Here is a 19,309-nt window from a genome sequence, read left to right on the forward strand (position 1 = left end):
TCGCTGCGGGGCCCTCGGCGTCCCTGCGTGACGACGGCGACAGCGGCGCCCCCGCGGCATGGCGTATGCTCATCGGCGTTCCCCCCAAGACCGCAGGTCGTCGCACGTCCGCGTGCGATCGAAGGTCCCGCAGATGCCGGGCGGCCCGCGCAGGAGGACGGTTCGATCGTCGGGCGCCCTGCGCCCGCCCCTCGCCCCGTGCGCCCTGCGCCGGGGCGTTCCTCGTCTCCGGGGCCGTTGATCGCCCGTCGTCGCGCACCGGCCGGTGGTCGCCCGACAGACGAGAGGAGGCCCATGCCCACGCAGGCGAAGGCCGTGGTGATCGACGAGATCACCCAGCGGTTCCAGTCGTCCAGCGCGGCGGTGCTCACCGAGTACCGCGGGCTGACCGTGGCCCAGCTGACCCAGCTGCGCCGATCCCTCGGTGAGGGCAGCAGCTACGCCGTCGTCAAGAACACCCTGACGAAGCGGGCCGCGGAGCAGGTCGGTTTCGCCGACCTCGCCCCGCTGCTCAACGGGCCCACCGCGATCGCCTTCATCGAGGGCGACCCGGTGAACGCGGCCAAGGCCATCCGTGACTTCGCGCGCGCCAACCCGCTGCTCGTCGTCAAGGGTGGTGTGGTCGAGGGCCGCACGGTCGGCGCCGCCGAGGTCACCGCCCTCGCCGACGTCGAGCCCCGTGAGGTGCTCCTGGCCAAGCTGGCCGGCGCGATGAAGGGCAACCTCAGCAAGGCCGCGGGCCTGTTCCAGGCCCCGCTGTCGCAGGTCGCCCGTCTGGCCGCCGCGCTGCAGGAGAAGAAGCCCGCCGAGGACGCTCCTGCCGCGGCCGACCAGGCCGCCGACGCGACTGCTGCTGACACCACCGACACGGCCGCCCAGGCCACCGATGACACCGCTGTCGCCGCGGACGCCGCGGCCAGCACCGACTGACCCAGAAGGAGAGATCATGGCCAAGCTGTCCACCACGGAGCTGCTCGACGCGTTCAAGGAGATGACGCTGCTCGAGCTGTCCGACTTCGTGAAGCAGTTCGAGGAGACCTTCGAGGTCACCGCTGCTGCCCCCGTCGCCGTCGCGGCCGCCCCGGCCGCCGGTGGTGGCGACGGCGGTGCCCCCGCCGCCGAGGAGCAGGACGAGTTCGACGTCATCCTCGAGAGCGCCGGCGACAAGAAGATCCAGGTCATCAAGGAGGTGCGCGGCCTGACCTCGCTCGGCCTCAAGGAGGCCAAGGACCTGGTCGACGGCGCGCCGAAGCCGGTCCTGGAGAAGGTCGCCAAGGACGCTGCCGAGAAGGCCAAGGCCGCCCTCGAGGGCGCGGGCGCCACCGTCACCGTCAAGTGACCCGGTGTCCGGCGGAGTCGCCGCCGGGCAGGTCACGCGGCGCGTGACCCCCTCCCCGGCCTGACCCGGGGGAGCACCACCTCGCACGACCCGCAGGGGCCGTCCTCCACCAGGGGGGCGGCCCCTCCGGCGTCCCCGGGGCCGGTGCCGTCGCGCCCGCGCCGCGGGCCGCGGCCCGCGCGATCACCGCCACGGTCCCCGGCGTGGCTGTACCCACCGAGTCGCCGGGCTGGCATCATGGCCGTGTCGTCGAGGCGCGGCCCGCACCCGCCGGGACGGCTGCTCCTTCCCGGGGTGTGTGCCTGGTCGCTACCGGCCCCCCGACGTGGACAGCCTGCCCGGGAAGGGGTAGGGTTCTCTGTTGCGCTGCCCCCTGACTGCTCACCCGCCGAGACGGGTCACGTGGGGTGCCCGGGGGAACCCTCCCCGGGCGCCCGCCGACCCTCCGTTCCGGCCGTTCAGCAGCCCAGACGGACAGCCCCGCCATTACCGACGACGACCCAGGACGACCCAGCACCCACCGCCCGCACGTCGTGAGGTCCTTGGAAGGACGCATCTTGGCAGGCTCTCGCCCCACCAGCATCTCCGCCAGCACCACCGAGTCAGGTTCCACCCAGCACACCCCGCAGAACCCGCAGACCGGCCCCCGCACCGGCGAGGCCGACCAGCAGAAGATCCCCGGCGCGCCGCTGCGCGTGTCGTTCGCGAAGATCTCCGAGCCGCTCGCGGTGCCGGACCTGCTGGCCCTGCAGACCGCCTCCTTCGACTGGCTGGTCGGGAGCCCCGAGTGGCGGGCGACCCTCCCGCCCGAGGAGCAGGCCGACGCCGTCGGCGGCCTGGCCGAGATCCTCGAGGAGATCTCCCCGATCGAGGACTTCAGCGGTTCCATGTCGCTGTCCTTCTCCAACCCGCGCTTCGAGGACGTCAAGGCGTCCCTCGAGGAGTGCAAGGACAAGGACATGACGTACGCGGCGCCGCTGTTCGTCACCGCCGAGTTCATGAACAACACCACCGGCGAGATCAAGAGCCAGACGGTGTTCATGGGCGACTTCCCCATCATGACGAACAAGGGCACGTTCGTCATCAACGGGACCGAGCGCGTCGTCGTCTCCCAGCTGGTCCGCAGCCCGGGCGTCTACTTCGACAAGAGCCTGGACAAGACGTCGGACAAGGACGTCTTCAGCGCCAAGGTGATCCCCAGCCGCGGGGCGTGGCTGGAGTTCGACGTCGACAAGCGCGACACCGTCGGCGTCCGGATCGACCGCAAGCGCCGCCAGCCGGTCACCGTGCTGCTCAAGGCCCTCGGCTGGGCCGAGGACCGCATCCGCGAGCACTTCCAGTGGTCGCCCACCGTCCTGGCCACCCTGGAGAAGGACCACATCGCCGGGCAGGACGAGGCGCTGCTCGACATCTACCGCAAGCTGCGGCCGGGCGAGCCGCCGACGCGTGAGTCCGCGCAGGCGCTGCTGGAGAACCTGTTCTTCAACCCGAAGCGCTACGACCTGGCGAAGGTCGGCCGGTACAAGGTCAACAAGAAGCTCGGCGTCGAGGTCCCGCAGACCACGCTGACGCTGACCGAGGACGACATCGTCGCCACCATCGAGTACGTCGTGCGTCTGCACGCCGGCGAGCCCGACCACGGCGTCGACGACATCGACCACTTCGGCAACCGTCGGCTGCGCACCGTCGGCGAGCTGATCCAGAACCAGATCCGGGTCGGCCTCTCCCGCATGGAGCGCGTGGTCCGCGAGCGGATGACGACGCAGGACGTCGAGGCGATCACGCCGCAGACCCTGATCAACATCCGGCCGGTCGTCGCCTCCATCAAGGAGTTCTTCGGCACCAGCCAGCTGTCCCAGTTCATGGACCAGACCAACCCGCTCGCGGGCCTGACCCACAAGCGCCGCCTGTCGGCACTGGGTCCGGGCGGTCTGTCGCGTGAGCGGGCCGGCATGGAGGTCCGCGACGTGCACCCGAGCCACTACGGCCGGATGTGCCCGATCGAGACGCCGGAAGGCCCGAACATCGGCCTGATCGGCTCGCTGTCCTCGTTCGGCCGGGTCAACGCCTTCGGCTTCATCGAGACGCCGTACCGCAAGGTCGTCAACGGCACGGTCACCAACCAGATCGACTACCTGACCGCCGACGAGGAGGACCGCTTCGTCGTCGCCCAGGCCAACTCGCCGCTGGACGCCAACGGCCGGTTCGCCGAGGACCAGGTCCTGGTCCGCACCAAGGGCGGCGAGACCACCGACCTCGCGCCCGAGAACGTCGACTACATGGACGTCTCGCCGCGGCAGATGACCTCGGTCGCGACGGCGATGATCCCGTTCCTCGAGCACGACGACGCCAACCGCGCGCTCATGGGCGCCAACATGCAGCGTCAGGCCGTCCCGCTGCTGCGCAGCGAGGCGCCGCTGGTCGGCACCGGCATGGAGCTGCGTGCCGCCGTCGACGCCGGCGACGTCGTCGTGGCCGAGAAGGCCGGTGTGGTGGAGGACTCCACCGCCGACTACGTCACGATCATGGCCGACGACGGCACCCGGCAGACCTACCGGCTGCTGAAGTTCCGCCGCTCCAACCAGGGCACCTCGATCAACCAGACCCCCGTCGTCGACGAGGGGCAGCGGGTCGAGGTCGGTCAGGTCATCGCCGACGGCCCGTGCACCGACCAGGGTGAGATGGCGCTGGGCAAGAACCTGCTCGTCGCCTTCATGCCGTGGGAGGGCCACAACTACGAGGACGCGATCATCCTGTCGCAGCGCCTCGTGCAGGACGATGTCCTGTCCTCTATCCACATCGAGGAGTTCGAGGTCGACGCGCGCGACACCAAGCTCGGTGCCGAGGAGATCACCCGGGATATCCCGAACGTCTCCGAGGAGGTCCTCGCCGACCTCGACGAGCGCGGCATCATCCGCATCGGTGCCGAGGTCGTCCCCGGCGACATCCTCGTCGGCAAGGTCACGCCCAAGGGCGAGACCGAGCTGACCCCCGAGGAGCGGCTGCTGCGGGCGATCTTCGGTGAGAAGGCCCGCGAGGTCCGCGACACCAGCCTCAAGGTCAAGCACGGTGAGTCCGGCAAGGTCATCGGCGTCCGCGTGTTCTCGCGCGAGGACGGCGACGAGCTGCCCGCCGGCGTCAACGAGCTGATCCGGGTCTACGTCGCCCAGATGCGCAAGATCTCCGACGGTGACAAGCTCGCCGGCCGCCACGGCAACAAGGGCGTCATCGCGAAGATCCTGCCCCAGGAGGACATGCCGTTCCTCGAGGACGGCACCCCGGTGGACATCGTCCTCAACCCGCTGGGCGTCCCCGGCCGCATGAACGTCGGCCAGGTCCTGGAGACCCACCTCGGGTGGGTCGCCAAGTCCGGCTGGCAGGTGGAGGGCGACCCGGAGTGGGCGGCCAACCTGCCCCAGGGGGCCCGCGCGGCCGAGCCGGGCACCCGGACCGCGACGCCGGTGTTCGACGGTGCGCGCGAGGAGGAGATCGTCGGGCTGCTCGGCTCGACCATCCCGAACCGCGACGGCGAGCGGATGGTGGCTCCGACCGGCAAGGCGCGGCTGTTCGACGGCCGCTCCGGCGAGCCGTTCCCGGAGCCGATCTCGGTGGGCTACGTCTACATCCTGAAGCTGCTGCACCTGGTCGACGACAAGATCCACGCCCGTTCGACCGGCCCGTACTCGATGATCACGCAGCAGCCGCTGGGTGGTAAGGCGCAGTTCGGTGGTCAGCGCTTCGGTGAGATGGAGTGCTGGGCGATGCAGGCCTACGGCGCGGCGTACGCGTTGCAGGAGCTGCTCACCATCAAGTCCGACGACATCCTGGGCCGCGTCAAGGTCTACGAGGCCATCGTCAAGGGCGAGAACATCCCCGAGCCGGGCATCCCGGAGTCGTTCAAGGTGTTGCTCAAGGAGCTGCAGTCGCTCTGCCTCAACGTCGAGGTCCTCTCCGGTGACGGGCAGGCGATCGAGCTGCGCGACACCGACGACGAGGTCTTCCGGGCCGCGGAGGAGCTGGGCATCGACCTGTCCCGCCGCGAGCCGTCGTCCGTCGAAGACGTGTGAGAAAGGACCCCCTCCGGGATCCCCTTCGCAAGCTCAGGGGATCCCGGAGGGGGCCTTCCAGCCAAGACATCGGATAAGAGTCCAGTAACGAGCCCCGGAAAGGGGTCATCACTTTGCTCGACGTCAACTTCTTCGACGAGCTCCGCATCGGTCTGGCCACCGGCGACGACATCCGCCAGTGGAGCCACGGTGAGGTGAAGAAGCCCGAGACCATCAACTACCGGACGCTGCGTCCGGAGAAGGACGGTCTCTTCTGCGAGAAGATCTTCGGTCCCACCCGGGACTGGGAGTGCTACTGCGGTAAGTACAAGCGGGTCCGGTTCAAGGGCATCATCTGCGAGCGCTGCGGCGTCGAGGTGACCCGGGCCAAGGTCCGCCGCGAGCGGATGGGCCACATCGAGCTGGCCGCTCCGGTCACCCACATCTGGTTCTTCAAGGGCGTCCCCTCGCGCCTGGGCTACCTGCTCGACCTCGCGCCCAAGGACCTCGAGAAGATCATCTACTTCGCCGCCTACCTGATCACCTCGGTCGACGACGAGGCGCGCCACCGCGACCTCCCGACCATCGAGGCCGAGATCAGCGCGGAGAAGCACAACCTCGAGGGCCGCCGCGACGCCGACGTCGAGGCCCGCCAGCAGAAGCTGGAGGCCGACCTCGCCGAGCTCGAGGCCGAGGGCGCCAAGTCCGACGTCCGGCGCAAGGTGCGGGAGGGCGGCGAGCGCGAGATGCGCCAGCTGCGCGACCGCGCCCAGCGGGAGATCGACCGCCTCGAGGAGGTGCTCGACACCTTCCGCAAGCTCGAGGTCAAACAGCTCATCGCCGATGAGGGCCTCTACCGCGAGCTGCGCGACCGCTTCGGTGAGTACTTCGAGGGCGGCATGGGTGCCGCGGCGCTGCAGAAGCTGCTCGCCGACTTCGACCTCGACGCCGAGGCCGCCTCGCTGCGCGAGACCATCCGCAGCGGCAAGGGCCAGCGCAAGCTGCGGGCCCTCAAGCGGCTGAAGGTCGTCGCGGCGTTCCAGCAGACCCGCAACTCGCCCATGGGCATGGTGCTGGACTGCGTCCCGGTCATCCCGCCGGACCTGCGCCCGATGGTGCAGCTCGACGGTGGCCGCTTCGCCACCAGTGACATGAACGACCTCTACCGCCGGGTGATCAACCGGAACAACCGCCTCAAGCGGCTGCTCGACCTGGGCGCGCCGGAGATCATCGTCAACAACGAGAAGCGGATGCTCCAGGAGTCCGTGGACGCGCTGTTCGACAACGGCCGTCGCGGCCGGCCGGTCACCGGCCCGGGCAACCGTCCCCTGAAGTCCCTGAGCGACCTGCTCAAGGGCAAGCAGGGCCGGTTCCGCCAGAACCTGCTCGGCAAGCGCGTCGACTACTCCGGCCGTTCGGTCATCGTCGTCGGCCCGCAGCTGAAGCTGCACCAGTGCGGTCTGCCCAAGCAGATGGCGCTGGAGCTGTTCAAGCCCTTCGTCATGAAGCGGCTGGTGGACCTCAACCACGCGCAGAACATCAAGTCCGCCAAGCGCATGGTCGAGCGCGCCCGCCCCGTCGTGTGGGACGTGCTCGAGGAGGTCATCACCGAGCACCCGGTGCTGCTGAACCGCGCGCCGACCCTGCACCGCCTGGGCATCCAGGCCTTCGAGCCGCAGCTGGTCGAGGGCAAGGCCATCCAGATCCACCCGCTGGTGTGCACCGCGTTCAACGCGGACTTCGACGGCGACCAGATGGCGGTGCACCTGCCGCTGTCGGCCGAGGCGCAGGCCGAGGCCCGCATCCTCATGCTGTCCAGCAACAACATCCTGAGCCCGGCCGACGGTCGTCCGATCACCGCGCCGACCCAGGACATGGTGCTGGGCCTCTACCACCTGACGACCCTCACCGGGTCGGTGGAGCTGGCCGAGGGCGAGCTGCCCAAGTCGTACTCGACGACCGCCGAGGCGGTCATGGCCTACGACAAGGGTGCGCTCGGCCTGCAGGAGCGGGTGCTCATCCGCCTCGACGAGGTCTTCGGCGTCGACAACGGCCCCAACGAGCCGTGGGTCGCCCCGGAGGGCTGGGAGCCCGGTCAGTCGGCGCTCGTCTCCACCAGCCTGGGCCGCGTGCTGTTCAACGAGGCCCTGCCCGAGGACTACCGCTTCGTCAACTACCAGGTGCCGAAGAAGGAGCTCGGGGCGATCGTCAACGACCTCGCCGAGCGTTACCCCAAGGTGCAGGTCGCGGCGACGCTGGACGCCCTCAAGTCCGCCGGGTTCCACTGGGCCACCCGCGCGGGGATCACGATCGCCATCGACGACGTGGTCACCCCGCCGGCCAAGCAGGAGATCCTGGACCGGCACGAGGCCGAGGCGCGGCAGATCGAGAAGCAGTACGAGCGCGGTGTCATCACCGACGCCGAGCGTCGCGGCGAGCTGATCGAGATCTGGACCCGCGCGCGGGCCGAGGTCAGCCAGGCGATGGTGGACAACTTCCCGACCACCAACCCGGTCTGGGTCATGGTCAACTCGGGCGCCCGAGGCAACATGATGCAGATCAGCCAGATCGCCGGTATGCGCGGCCTGGTCGCCAACCCGAAGGGCGAGATCATCCCGCGGCCGATCAAGGCCAACTTCCGGGAGGGCCTGTCGGTGCTGGAGTACTTCATCTCCACGCACGGTGCCCGCAAGGGCCTGGCCGACACTGCGCTGCGTACCGCCGACTCCGGGTACCTCACCCGCCGGCTGGTCGACGTCTCCCAGGACGTCATCATCCGCGAGGAGGACTGCGGCACCGAGCGCGGCGTGATCATGCCGATCGGCACCGTGGTGAACGGCCAGCTGACCCGCGACGCGCACGTCGAGACCAGCGTGTACGCCCGTGCGCTGGCCGCCGACGTGGTCGCCGAGGACGGGACCGTCGTCGCCCAGGCGAACTCCGATCTGGGTGACGTGCTGATCCAGACGCTGATCGACGCCGGTGTCGCCGAGGTCAAGGTCCGCTGCGTCCTGACCTGCGAGTCGCTGCTCGGCACCTGCGCCACCTGCTACGGCCGGTCGCTGGCGACCGGAAAGCTGGTGGACGTCGGCGAGGCGGTCGGCATCATCGCCGCCCAGTCGATCGGTGAGCCCGGCACGCAGCTGACGATGCGCACCTTCCACACCGGTGGTGTCGCGGGTGAGGACATCACCCACGGTCTGCCCCGTGTCGTGGAGCTCTTCGAGGCCCGCGTCCCCAAGGGCAAGGCGCCGATCGCCGAGCTGGCCGGCACCGTCCGCATCGAGGACGGCGAGCAGTTCCGGAAGCTCACGATCACCCCGGACGACGGCTCCGACGAGGTCGTCTACGACAAGCTGTCGCGCCGGTCGCGGCTGCGGGTCGAGGACGGCGGCCACGTCGAGGTCGGCGAGCAGCTCACCGAGGGTGCGGTCGACCCGCACGAGGTGCTGCGGATCATGGGCCCGCGCGAGGTGCAGCTGCACCTGGTCCGCGAGGTCCAGGAGGTCTACCGCAGCCAGGGTGTGTCGATCCACGACAAGCACATCGAGGTGATCATCCGGCAGATGCTGAAGCGGGTGACCATCATCGACTCGGGCGCGACGGAGTTCCTGCCCGGGGCGCTGGTCGAGCGGACGCTGTTCGAGACCGAGAACCGTCGGGTCGTCGCCGAGGGTGGCGAGCCGGCCTCGGCCCGCCCGGTGCTCATGGGCATCACCAAGGCCTCGCTCGCGACCGAGTCCTGGCTGTCGGCCGCCTCCTTCCAGGAGACGACCAAGGTGCTCACCGACGCCGCGATCCAGGGGAAGAGCGACAGCCTGCTCGGCCTCAAGGAGAACGTGATCATCGGGAAGCTCATCCCGGCCGGTACCGGCATCAGCCGCTACCGGAACATCACGGTCGAGCCGACCGAGGAGGCCCGCGCCGCGGTGTACACCATGGCCGGGTACGACGACGGGCAGTACTACAGCCCGGATGTCTTCGGTCAGGGCACCGGCGAGGCCGTGCGCCTCGAGGAGTACGACTGGCGGGGCTGATCTCCGGTAGTGCATGACAGGGCCCCGCGGACCGTCAGGTCCGCGGGGCCCTGTCGTGTCACGTGACCGAGCCATGATCAGGCGGGGCGCCAGCCCTCATCAGGCGGCTGAGGGCGTCCGTCGAGGGCACGTGACGGAACCCGGCTGCTCCCTCAGGGCAGGGTGCTCAGCGGTCCGTGATGCGGCGCATCGTCTCCACCGTGCGGAGCCGGCTCTCCCGGCTGTCGTCGAGGGGCTGCAGCATCAGGGTGGTCACCCCGGCCTCGCGGAAGGCGGCGACGCGCTCGGCCACGTACGACTCCGGTCCGATCAGAGAGGTGGCGCGGACCAGCTCCTCGGGCACCGCCGCCGCGGCCTCGTCCTTCTTGCCGTCGAGGTACAGGTCCTGGATGGTCCGGGCCTCGTCCTCGTAGCCGTAGCGCCGGGCGAGGTCGTTGTAGAAGTTCTTGCCGCGGGCGCCCATCCCGCCGATGTAGAGCGCGAGTGACGGCCGCACGAGGTCGAGCATGCCCTCGGCGTCGTCCCCGATCGCCACGGGCACACCGGTCACCACCTGCAGCTCGCCCAGCGCGGCGTCGCGCTTGGCCCTACCCGTGGCCAGGGACTGGCCCCACACCGACGCCGCCTTCTCCGGCACGAAGAAGATCGGCTCCCACGCCTCGGCGATCTCGGCAGCCAGCTCGACGTTCTTGGGGCCGAGGGCGGCGAGCAGCACGGGGATGCGTTCGCGAACCGGCGTGTTGATCAGCTTCAGCGGCTTGCCGAGACCGGTGCCCTGCTCGGGCGGGAGCGGGATGGTGTACTTCGGCCCCTCGTGCGCCAGCCGCTCACGGCGCCACACCTGCCGGCAGATCTCCACGATCTCGCGGGTGCGCTGCAGCGGAGCGTCGTAGGGGACGCCGTGCCAGCCCTCGATGACCTGCGGGCCGGAGGCGCCCAGCCCGAGGGTGAAGCGGCCACCGGAGACGAAGTCCAGCCCGGCCGCCGTCATCGCGGTCAGCGCCGGCGTGCGGCTGTAGATGGGGAAGATGCCGCTCATGAGCTCGAGTCGCTCGGTGACCGCGGCCAGGTAGCCGAGCTGGCTCACCGCGTCGAAGGTGTAGACCTCCGCCACCATCGCCAGGTCGAGGCCGGCGGACTCGAGGTCACGGATCTCCGCGGCGGTCTCGCGGAACCCCCCGCTGTAGCTGGCCTGGATGCCGATGCGCACGTGCACTCCTCAGGTCGGCGGCACCCCGGTGGCGCCGGCACGACCGTATCGGCACGTACGGCCCCCTCCAGGGCCCCGGCCCGGGTCCGGCCCCGAGCCTGCGAGGGGGACGGGGTCCTCCCACGAGGGTCGGGGAGGCGGGGTGTTCCTTCAGAGGGCGCGGACCACCCCGACGACCTCGGTGACCACGCGGACGCCGTCGACGTCCCCTGGGACGCGGCTGGCCACACCCGGGTCCGCGAGGTCGACCTTCACCACGTAGCCGCTGTCACGCCGGGCGAGCCCGACGCCGACCACGCCCGGGACGGTGGCCAGCCGGGCGCTGAGGGCGCTCTTGGCGGCTCGGGCGGAGGCGCGGTCAGTCATGCTACCCATGGTGCCCCCGAACCCCCGAACACGACAGCCCCTGACCGGTCGTACGGCGGCGGCCCACAGGCAGGGTCCCGCATCGAACCGGCGCGTGGCGGGGCAGGGGCCTCCTTCTACGAGGCGACCCATTGCAGTTCGAGCAGTTCCAGGACCGTGCTCAGCGGGTTGGCGAACGTGACACCGCCGCCGTTGCGGCCCCCGGTCTCGCTGCCCGCGAAGAGCAGGCCCAGCGGTGCGCGGTCCGAGCTGCGCCAGATGACCGAGCCGCTGTCCCCGCCGTCGCTGAAGCTGCCGCTGAGCCCCTCGATCTCCACCTGGTCGTCGAAGACGTGCACGCCTCGGTCGTACTGCACGCTCACGCCGTCCACCTCCACGGCGGTGATCCGGCCGATGGTGTGCGCCGTCGTGCGGCCCACCTTCTCGACCTGCTCGTCCGGGTCGACGTCGTCCATCGCGGGCACCTCGCCCTCCAGCGGGCCGCCGGGGAGCCGGCCGGGTTCGACGGGGACCTCGGGGTCCAGCGCGGCGACCGCGGCGTCGACGAGGTTGGCCCGACCGTCCTCGCGGAACCGGACGAAGGCGGCGAGGGTGGCGACCCGGTCGGCGTCGCGGCCGCCGTCCGCCGGCCCGGGCTGGAGGACCGCGTCCCCGACGGCGGCCGAGTCCGTGGCCGCGAGGACGTGGTTGTTCGACAGCAGGCCGAGCCGGCCGTCCACGCGCACGAAGCCGCCCAGCGTGCCAGCGCTGACTGTCGAGTGGGCCACCGACAGCCCAGGGTGCAGCGGCCGGGTGCGGCGCTGGAGCTCGCCCGGGGTGGGGGAGGACAGCGCCCGCACCGCGCCGATCACCCGGACGTCCACCTCCTCCAGCACGGCGTCGTCCAGGCCGTTGAGCAGGAGGTCGGCGTCGTCCTTGGCGGTGACGCGGATGGCCAGGTGGGCCCGGCCGGGGCCGATGGGTGCCAGGCCGAGCGCCGGGCGGGCCCAACCGGCCAGGGCGCTGGCGCTGACCGGACCTGCCTCGGCCAGGCGAGCCGACAGATGGGCCTTGAGCTCGCGGGCGAGGTCGACGTGCACGGGATCCTCCGGTGGCGTTCGGTGGGCGTCCTGCCACCGACGGTAGGGCCGGGGTACGACAGTCGCGCGTCGGTCGCCATCGGCCCAGCCGGGGTGGGTGTCGGAGCGTGCGGAGCACCTCTCCGACGCGGCGTGACCGGTACAGTCGCGCCACCGCCGGGCCGCCGGTCGGGTCCGTCCGCCGCGGGAACACCCCCGGTCGGTGCGGCGTTCACCCTGCCGTACGACCCCGGCGGGTGGGCTGACCCACCGCCTGTCGACATGTGGCGGACCCGGCTTTGACCGCGTCCGAGCACGCGGGTATCGTGGTCAGCCGTGCCCAGGGTGCCCTGGGCCTGCTCCCGTTCGCGGTGCGCCTGCCGGTAGGTGGTGGCGCCGAGTCGCGGGGGGCGACCGATCCGGTTCCAAACGCCGGCCGGTCCTGGGAAGGGCGACACGCCCGACCGCGGGGACCGGTGGTGGACCACGGCCGGCACCGGGTACGACCCCAGCAGGACCGGCACCCAGGCACAGCAGAGCACCGTCCACAAGCACGACCCAGCGCAGGTAGGAGATCCAGGCCACCCATGCCCACGATCAACCAGCTGGTCCGCAAGGGCCGCGAGGACAAGGTCGAGAAGACCAAGACCCCGGCGCTGAAGGGCTCCCCTCAGCGTCGTGGCGTGTGCACCCGCGTGTACACGACGACGCCGAAGAAGCCCAACTCGGCGCTGCGCAAGGTCGCTCGCGTGCGTCTCACGAGTGGCATCGAGGTGACCGCCTACATCCCGGGCGTCGGCCACAACCTGCAGGAGCACTCGATGGTGCTCGTGCGCGGCGGCCGCGTGAAGGACCTCCCCGGCGTGCGTTACAAGATCATCCGCGGCTCGCTCGACACCCAGGGTGTCCGCAACCGCAAGCAGGCTCGCAGCCGGTACGGCGCGAAGAAGGAGAAGAGCTGACATGCCGCGCAAGGGCCCTGCACCGCGCCGCCCCCTGGTCGCCGACCCGGTGTACCAGTCGCCGCTGGTGACCCAGCTGGTGAACAAGGTTCTCGTCGACGGCAAGCGCTCGGTCGCCGAGTCGATCGTCTACGGCGCCCTCGAGGGCTGCCGGACGAAGACCGACACCGACCCGGTCGTCACGCTCAAGCGGGCGCTGGACAACGTCAAGCCCGCCCTCGAGGTCCGCAGCCGCCGCGTCGGTGGTGCGACCTACCAGGTCCCGGTCGAGGTCCGTGCCTCACGGAGCACCACGCTGGGCCTGCGCTGGCTGATCCAGTACAGCCGCGCTCGTCGTGAGAAGACGATGACCGAGCGCCTGATGAACGAGCTCCTCGACGCCAGCAACGGCCTCGGTGCCGCGGTGAAGCGCCGCGAGGACACGCACAAGATGGCCGAGTCGAACAAGGCCTTCGCGCACTACCGCTGGTAAGTGCGACCGCGGCTGGCTCCGCCAGCCCCCGCGGCCGGCGGGTAGTCCGGGCCACCCCCTGGACACCGCACGCGGACTGCGAACCAAAGAGGAGACGAGACAGATGGCCGACAGCCAGGCCCAGCTCGCCAAGACCCGCAACATCGGGATCATGGCGCACATCGACGCCGGCAAGACCACGACGACCGAGCGCATCCTCTTCTACACCGGTATCAACTACAAGATCGGTGAGGTCCACGACGGCGCGGCCACGATGGACTGGATGGAGCAGGAGCAGGAGCGCGGCATCACCATCACGTCCGCCGCGACGAAGTGCTCCTGGAACGGTCACGACATCAACATCATCGACACCCCGGGGCACGTCGACTTCACCGTCGAGGTGGAGCGGTCTCTGCGGGTGCTCGACGGTGCCGTCGCCGTCTACGACGGGGTCGCCGGCGTCGAGCCGCAGACCGAGCAGGTGTGGCGGCAGGCCGAGAAGTACGGCGTCCCGCGCATGTGCTTCGTCAACAAGCTCGACCGCACCGGCGCGGACTTCTTCCGCTGCGTCGACATGATGGTCGAGCGGCTCGCTGCCAACCCGCTGGTCCTGCAGCTGCCGATCGGTGCCGAGGCCGACTTCATCGGCGTCGTCGACCTGGTCCAGATGCGTGCGCTCACCTGGCGTGGCGAGACGCAGATGGGTGAGGACTACGCGGTCGAGGAGATCCCCGCCGAGCTCGCCGACCAGGCCGCCGAGTACCGCGAGAAGCTGCTCGAGGGCATCGCCGACTTCGACGACGAGCTCATGGAGGCCTACCTCGGTGGGGAGGAGATCTCCGTCGAGCGCCTGAAGGCCGCGATCCGCAAGGCGACCATCGCCGCGCAGGTCAACCCGGTCCTCACCGGCACGGCGTTCAAGAACAAGGGCATCCAGCCCCTGCTCGACGCGGTCACCGACTACCTGCCCAGCCCGCTGGACATCGAGGCGATCGTCGGCACCGCGCTGGACGGCGAGACCGAGGTCCTGCGGCACGCCGACGAGAGCGAGCCGTTCTCCGCGCTGGCCTTCAAGATCCAGACCGACCAGCACCTCGGCAAGCTGACCTACATCCGGGTCTACTCCGGCAAGATCAACTCCGGGTCCCCGGTGCTCAACAGCACCAAGGACCGCAAGGAGCGGATCGGCAAGATCTACCAGATGCACGCCAACAAGCGCGAGGAGCGCGAGGGTGTGGGTGCCGGTCAGATCGTCGCCGTCGTCGGCCTGAAGCAGACCACCACGGGTGACACGCTCAGCGACCCGCAGAAGCCGGTCATCCTGGAGTCGATGACGTTCCCGGCGCCGGTCATCTCGGTCGCGATCGAGCCGAAGACCAAGAGCGACCAGGAGAAGCTCGGCACGGCCATCCAGAAGCTGGCCGAGGAGGACCCGACCTTCCAGGTCCGCCTCGACGAGGAGACCGGTCAGACGGTCATCTCCGGCATGGGCGAGCTCCACCTGGAGATCCTCGTCGACCGCATGCGGCGCGAGTTCAAGGTCGAGGCCAACGTCGGCAAGCCGCAGGTGGCCTACCGCGAGACGATCCGCAAGAGGGTCGAGAAGTACGACTACACCCACAAGAAGCAGACCGGTGGGTCCGGTCAGTTCGCGAAGGTGCAGGTCACCCTCGAGCCGCTCGAGGTGAGTGGCGACGGCCCGACCTACGAGTTCGAGAACGCCGTCACCGGTGGTCGCATCCCGCGGGAGTACATCCCGTCGGTGGACCAGGGGATCCAGGACGCCATGCAGTACGGGGTCCTCGCCGGCTACCCGCTGGTCGGCGTCAAGGCGATCCTGGTCGACGGCCAGTACCACGAGGTCGACTCCTCGGAGATGGCCTTCAAGATCGCCGGCTCGATGGTCTTCAAGGAGGCCGCACGCAAGGCCAGCCCGGCCCTGCTCGAGCCGCTCATGGCCGTCGAGGTCGTCACCCCCGAGGACTACATGGGTGACGTCATCGGCGACCTGAACTCCCGGCGCGGCACCATCCAGGCGATGGAGGAGCGCTCCGGCGCCCGTGTCGTCCGGGCCCTGGTCCCGCTCTCGGAGATGTTCGGCTACGTGGGCGACCTGCGCAGCCGCACCCAGGGGCGGGCGAGCTACACCATGGTGTTCGACTCGTACGCCGAGGTCCCGCAGAACGTCGCCAAGGAGATCATCGCCAAGGCGACCGGCGAGTGACCTGCCGGGTGGGGGTACACCCCGCCCGGCCCCCCAGCCAGCCCACCCCAGAGTTCGCGCACGACTGCGACACCACGAGGAGAGGAACCCAGTGGCCAAGGCCAAGTTCGAGCGGACCAAGCCGCACGTCAACATCGGCACCATCGGGCACATCGACCACGGCAAGACCACGCTGACCGCGGCGATCACCAAGGTGCTGCACGACAAGTACCCGGACCTCAACGAGGCGTCCGCCTTCGACTCGATCGACAAGGCGCCCGAGGAGAAGGCCCGTGGCATCACGATCTCGATCGCGCACGTCGAGTACCAGACCGAGAGCCGGCACTACGCGCACGTCGACTGCCCCGGTCACGCCGACTACATCAAGAACATGATCACCGGTGCGGCGCAGATGGACGGCGCCATCCTGGTGGTCGCGGCGACCGACGGTCCGATGCCGCAGACCAAGGAGCACGTCCTCCTGGCCCGTCAGGTCGGCGTCCCCTACATCGTCGTGGCGCTCAACAAGGCCGACATGGTCGACGACGAGGAGATCCTCGAGCTCGTCGAGCTCGAGGTGCGCGAGCTGCTCAGCGAGTACGAGTTCCCGGGCGACGACGTCCCCGTGGTCCGCGTCTCGGCGCTGAAGGCCCTCGAGGGCGACGCCGAGTGGGGCAACAAGCTCATGGAGCTCATGGACGCGGTCGACTCCGCGATCCCCGAGCCGCTGCGTGAGATCGACAAGCCCTTCCTCATGCCCGTCGAGGACGTCTTCACCATCACCGGCCGCGGCACCGTCGTGACCGGTCGTGTGGAGCGTGGCATCGTCAAGGTGTCCGAGGAGATCGAGATCGTCGGCATCCGTCCGAGCTCGACCAAGACGACCGTCACCGGCGTCGAGATGTTCCGCAAGCTGCTCGACCAGGGCCAGGCCGGCGACAACGTCGGGCTGCTGCTGCGCGGCATCAAGCGCGAGGACGTCGAGCGCGGCCAGGTCGTGGTGAAGCCGGGTTCCATCACCCCGCACACCAACTTCGAGGCCTCGGTCTTCATCCTCTCGAAGGACGAGGGCGGCCGTCACACGCCGTTCTTCAACAACTACCGTCCCCAGTTCTACTTCCGGACGACGGACGTGACGGGTGTGGTGACCCTGCCCGCCGGCACCGAGATGGTCATGCCGGGCGACAACACCGACATGACGGTCGAGCTGATCCAGCCGATCGCCATGGAGGAGGGCCTGAAGTTCGCCATCCGTGAGGGTGGCCGGACGGTCGGCGCTGGTCGCGTCACCAAGATCATCAAGTAACACCCCGGACGGGCGGCGGCCGACTGCGGCCGCCGCCCGTTCCTGGGCGGGGAACCGCCCATCCCGCTGGGGCCTGACCGGATCACGGTTCGGACCACCCGGCGTTCCCAGCTAGTACAGACACCGATCGGCAGGAGCAGAAGACAGCGATGGCGGGACAGAAGATCCGCATCCGGCTGAAGGCCTACGACCACGAGGCGATCGACGCCTCGGCGCGGCGCATCGTCGAGACGGTGACCAAGACCGGTGCGCGCGTCGTCGGCCCGGTGCCGCTGCCGACGGAGAAGAACGTGTACTGCGTCATCCGGTCCCCGCACAAGTACAAGGACTCGCGGGAGCACTTCGAGATGCGTACGCACAAGCGGCTCATCGACATCCTCGACCCGACGCCGAAGACGGTCGACGCGCTCATGCGCATCGACCTGCCGGCTTCGGTCGACGTCAACATCCAGTAAGGGCAGTCAGCAGACATGGCGAGCACATTCCGTGGTCTCCTCGGCGAGAAGCTGGGCATGACCCAGGTCTTCGACGAGAACAACCGCATCGTGCCGGTGACCGTCGTCAAGGCGGGTCCGTGTGTGGTGACCCAGGTGCGCACCCCCGAGGTCGACGGCTACTCCGCCGTCCAGCTCGGATTCGGTGAGATCGACCCGCGCAAGGTGAACAGGCCCGAGGGTGGGCACTTCGCCAAGGCGGGCGTCACGCCGCGCCGGCACCTGGTGGAACTGCGCACCGCGGACGCCTCGAGCTACACGGTCGGCCAGGAGCTGACCGCCGAGGTCCTCGACGGCGTCGCGAAGGTCGACGTCATCGGCACCAGCAAGGGCAAGGGCACCGCCGGCGTCATGAAGCGTCACGGCTTCAAGGGCCTCGGCGCGGCGCACGGCACCCAGCGCAAGCACCGGTCGCCCGGTTCCATCGGCGGGGCCTCGACCCCCGGCCGCGTCTTCAAGGGCCTGCGCATGGCCGGCCGCATGGGCGCGGTGAAGACGACGACCCTGTCGCTCAACGTGCACAAGGTGGACGCCGAGCGCGGGCTGCTGCTGATCAAGGGCGCGATCCCGGGCCCGAAGGGCGGGCTCGTGCTCGTCCGGTCGGCCGTCAAGGGCGGCCCCGTGGGGAGTGACAACCAGTGACCCAGTCCACCGAGACCCGGACCGACCGTGAGGTCGACGTCCGGACCCCGGCGGGGGAGACCGCCGGCAGCGTGACGCTGCCCGGTGAGCTCTTCGACGCGTCGGCCAACGTCTCGCTCATGCACCAGGTCGTGGTGGCCCAGCTGGCCGCCGCTCGCCAGGGCACGCACGCGACCAAGACCCGCGGTCAGGTCAGCGGCGGTGGCGCCAAGCCGTACCGGCAGAAGGGCACCGGCCGCGCCCGCCAGGGCTCGACCCGCGCTCCGCAGTTCGAGGGCGGTGGCACCGTCCACGGGCCGCAGCCCCGCGACTACACCCAACGGACCCCCAAGAAGATGAAGGCCGCCGCCCTCCGCGGTGCCCTCTCCGACCGGGCCCGTGAGAACCGCGTGCACGTGGTGAGCACCTTCGTCGACGGGGACGCCCCGAAGACGAAGGCCGCGCTGGCCACCCTCGAGGCGATCACCTCCGCCAAGCGGGTCCTGGTCGTCCTCGACCACGACGACGTCCTCAACTGGGTGAGCCTGCGCAACGTGCCGCAGGTGCACCTGATCGAGGCCGGGCAGCTCAACACCTACGACGTGCTGGTCTCCGACGAGGTGGTCTTCACCGAGACCGCCCTCGCCGAGTTCGTGGCCGGTCCGACGTCCGGCAAGCGCCGTGGGGTGGAGAAGCCCGACCTCACGACGCCCGACGTCCCCGGCGCCATCCCGTCGATCCAGCCGGCCCAGGGCACCACCGACCTGGACCTCGACAGCGACACCACCGAGGAGAAGCCGGCGAGCGAGCTCGCGAGCTCGCCCGAGGGCACAGCAGCGCCGCTCACGCGGCCGACGAGCGCCAGCGAGGAGACCAAGTGAGCGTCCGCGACCCCCGGGACGTCCTGCTGTCCCCGGTCATCTCGGAGAAGAGCTACGGGCTGCTGGACGACAACCAGTACACGTTCATCGTGCTGCCCGAGGCCAACAAGACGCAGATCAAGATCGCGGTCGAGCAGATCTTCAACGTGAAGGTGCTCGGCGTGAACACGATCAACCGCCAGGGCAAGCGCAAGCGGGCCAAGGGTGGGATGGGCAAGCGGAAGGACACCAAGCGCGCCATCGTGTCCCTCGCCCCCGGCGACCGCATCGAGATCTTCGGTGGTCCCGGCGCCTGAGCGCCGGGACCGTTCGGACCAGAGATAGAGGACTGAGTC

General features: G+C 69.9%; 15 protein-coding genes. 12 read left to right on the forward strand and 3 right to left on the reverse strand.

What is annotated here, in order from left to right:
- Nucleotides 1-294: 294 nt before the first annotated feature.
- The 4 genes from rplJ to CRP39_RS07275 all read left to right on the forward strand — a co-directional run bounded on the left by rplJ (nt 295) and on the right by CRP39_RS07275 (nt 9,422).
- Entirely contained in the window at nt 295-930 is a 636-nt protein-coding gene (gene rplJ, locus CRP39_RS07260; protein WP_097205664.1) for a 50S ribosomal protein L10, read from the forward strand.
- A 16-nt stretch (nt 931-946) separates the two neighbouring features.
- A complete protein-coding gene (gene rplL, locus CRP39_RS07265; RefSeq protein WP_097205665.1) occupies nt 947-1,339 on the forward strand; it encodes a 50S ribosomal protein L7/L12 in 393 nt (130 codons plus the stop codon).
- Nucleotides 1,340-1,896: 557 nt separating this feature from the next.
- Nucleotides 1,897-5,406, forward strand: a complete 3,510-nt coding sequence (gene rpoB, locus CRP39_RS07270; RefSeq protein WP_216359640.1) for a DNA-directed RNA polymerase subunit beta — start codon at nt 1,897-1,899, stop codon at nt 5,404-5,406.
- A 113-nt stretch (nt 5,407-5,519) separates the two neighbouring features.
- Nucleotides 5,520-9,422, forward strand: a complete 3,903-nt coding sequence (locus CRP39_RS07275) for a DNA-directed RNA polymerase subunit beta' (protein WP_097205667.1) — start codon at nt 5,520-5,522, stop codon at nt 9,420-9,422.
- A gap of 166 nt (nt 9,423-9,588) precedes the next feature.
- On the opposite strand, the gene CRP39_RS07280 is transcribed toward CRP39_RS07275, so the two are convergent.
- The 3 genes from CRP39_RS07280 to CRP39_RS07290 all read right to left on the reverse strand — a co-directional run bounded on the left by CRP39_RS07280 (nt 9,589) and on the right by CRP39_RS07290 (nt 12,077).
- Nucleotides 9,589-10,632, reverse strand: coding sequence for an LLM class F420-dependent oxidoreductase (locus CRP39_RS07280; RefSeq protein ID WP_097205669.1), 1,044 nt, complete (start codon nt 10,630-10,632; stop codon nt 9,589-9,591).
- Between the two features lie 150 nt (nt 10,633-10,782).
- Complete coding sequence (locus CRP39_RS07285; RefSeq protein ID WP_097205671.1) at nt 10,783-10,998, reverse strand: hypothetical protein; 216 nt, start codon at nt 10,996-10,998, stop codon at nt 10,783-10,785.
- Nucleotides 10,999-11,114: 116 nt separating this feature from the next.
- Entirely contained in the window at nt 11,115-12,077 is a 963-nt protein-coding gene (locus CRP39_RS07290) for a chymotrypsin family serine protease (protein ID WP_097205673.1), read from the reverse strand.
- Between the two features lie 566 nt (nt 12,078-12,643).
- Here CRP39_RS07290 and rpsL point away from each other — a divergent pair.
- From rpsL to rplW, 8 genes are all read left to right on the forward strand, one after another.
- Nucleotides 12,644-13,018: a 30S ribosomal protein S12 gene (gene rpsL / locus CRP39_RS07295; RefSeq protein WP_012950487.1), complete on the forward strand. Its 375-nt coding sequence runs from the start codon at nt 12,644-12,646 to the stop codon at nt 13,016-13,018.
- Between the two features lies 1 nt (nt 13,019).
- Nucleotides 13,020-13,490, forward strand: coding sequence for a 30S ribosomal protein S7 (rpsG, locus tag CRP39_RS07300; protein WP_097205675.1), 471 nt, complete (start codon nt 13,020-13,022; stop codon nt 13,488-13,490).
- Nucleotides 13,491-13,593: 103 nt separating this feature from the next.
- Complete coding sequence (fusA, locus tag CRP39_RS07305) at nt 13,594-15,693, forward strand: elongation factor G (RefSeq protein WP_097205676.1); 2,100 nt, start codon at nt 13,594-13,596, stop codon at nt 15,691-15,693.
- Nucleotides 15,694-15,784: 91 nt separating this feature from the next.
- On the forward strand, nt 15,785-16,978 hold the full coding sequence (gene tuf, locus CRP39_RS07310) for an elongation factor Tu (protein ID WP_097205679.1): 1,194 nt from the start codon (nt 15,785-15,787) through the stop codon (nt 16,976-16,978).
- 149 nt (nt 16,979-17,127) lie between these two features.
- Complete coding sequence (rpsJ, locus tag CRP39_RS07315) at nt 17,128-17,433, forward strand: 30S ribosomal protein S10 (protein ID WP_012950483.1); 306 nt, start codon at nt 17,128-17,130, stop codon at nt 17,431-17,433.
- 15 nt (nt 17,434-17,448) lie between these two features.
- A complete protein-coding gene (gene rplC, locus CRP39_RS07320) occupies nt 17,449-18,114 on the forward strand; it encodes a 50S ribosomal protein L3 (RefSeq protein WP_097205681.1) in 666 nt (221 codons plus the stop codon).
- Entirely contained in the window at nt 18,111-18,974 is an 864-nt protein-coding gene (gene rplD / locus CRP39_RS07325) for a 50S ribosomal protein L4 (RefSeq protein ID WP_097205683.1), read from the forward strand. Before rplC ends, rplD begins: the two co-directional genes overlap by 4 nt.
- Nucleotides 18,971-19,270, forward strand: coding sequence for a 50S ribosomal protein L23 (gene rplW / locus CRP39_RS07330; RefSeq protein WP_097205685.1), 300 nt, complete (start codon nt 18,971-18,973; stop codon nt 19,268-19,270). The genes rplD and rplW overlap by 4 nt, the downstream gene beginning before the upstream one ends.
- Nucleotides 19,271-19,309 lie beyond the last annotated feature (39 nt).

It is taken from the genome of Geodermatophilus sabuli (assembly GCF_900215145.1).
Taxonomy (GTDB): domain Bacteria; phylum Actinomycetota; class Actinomycetes; order Mycobacteriales; family Geodermatophilaceae; genus Geodermatophilus; species Geodermatophilus sabuli.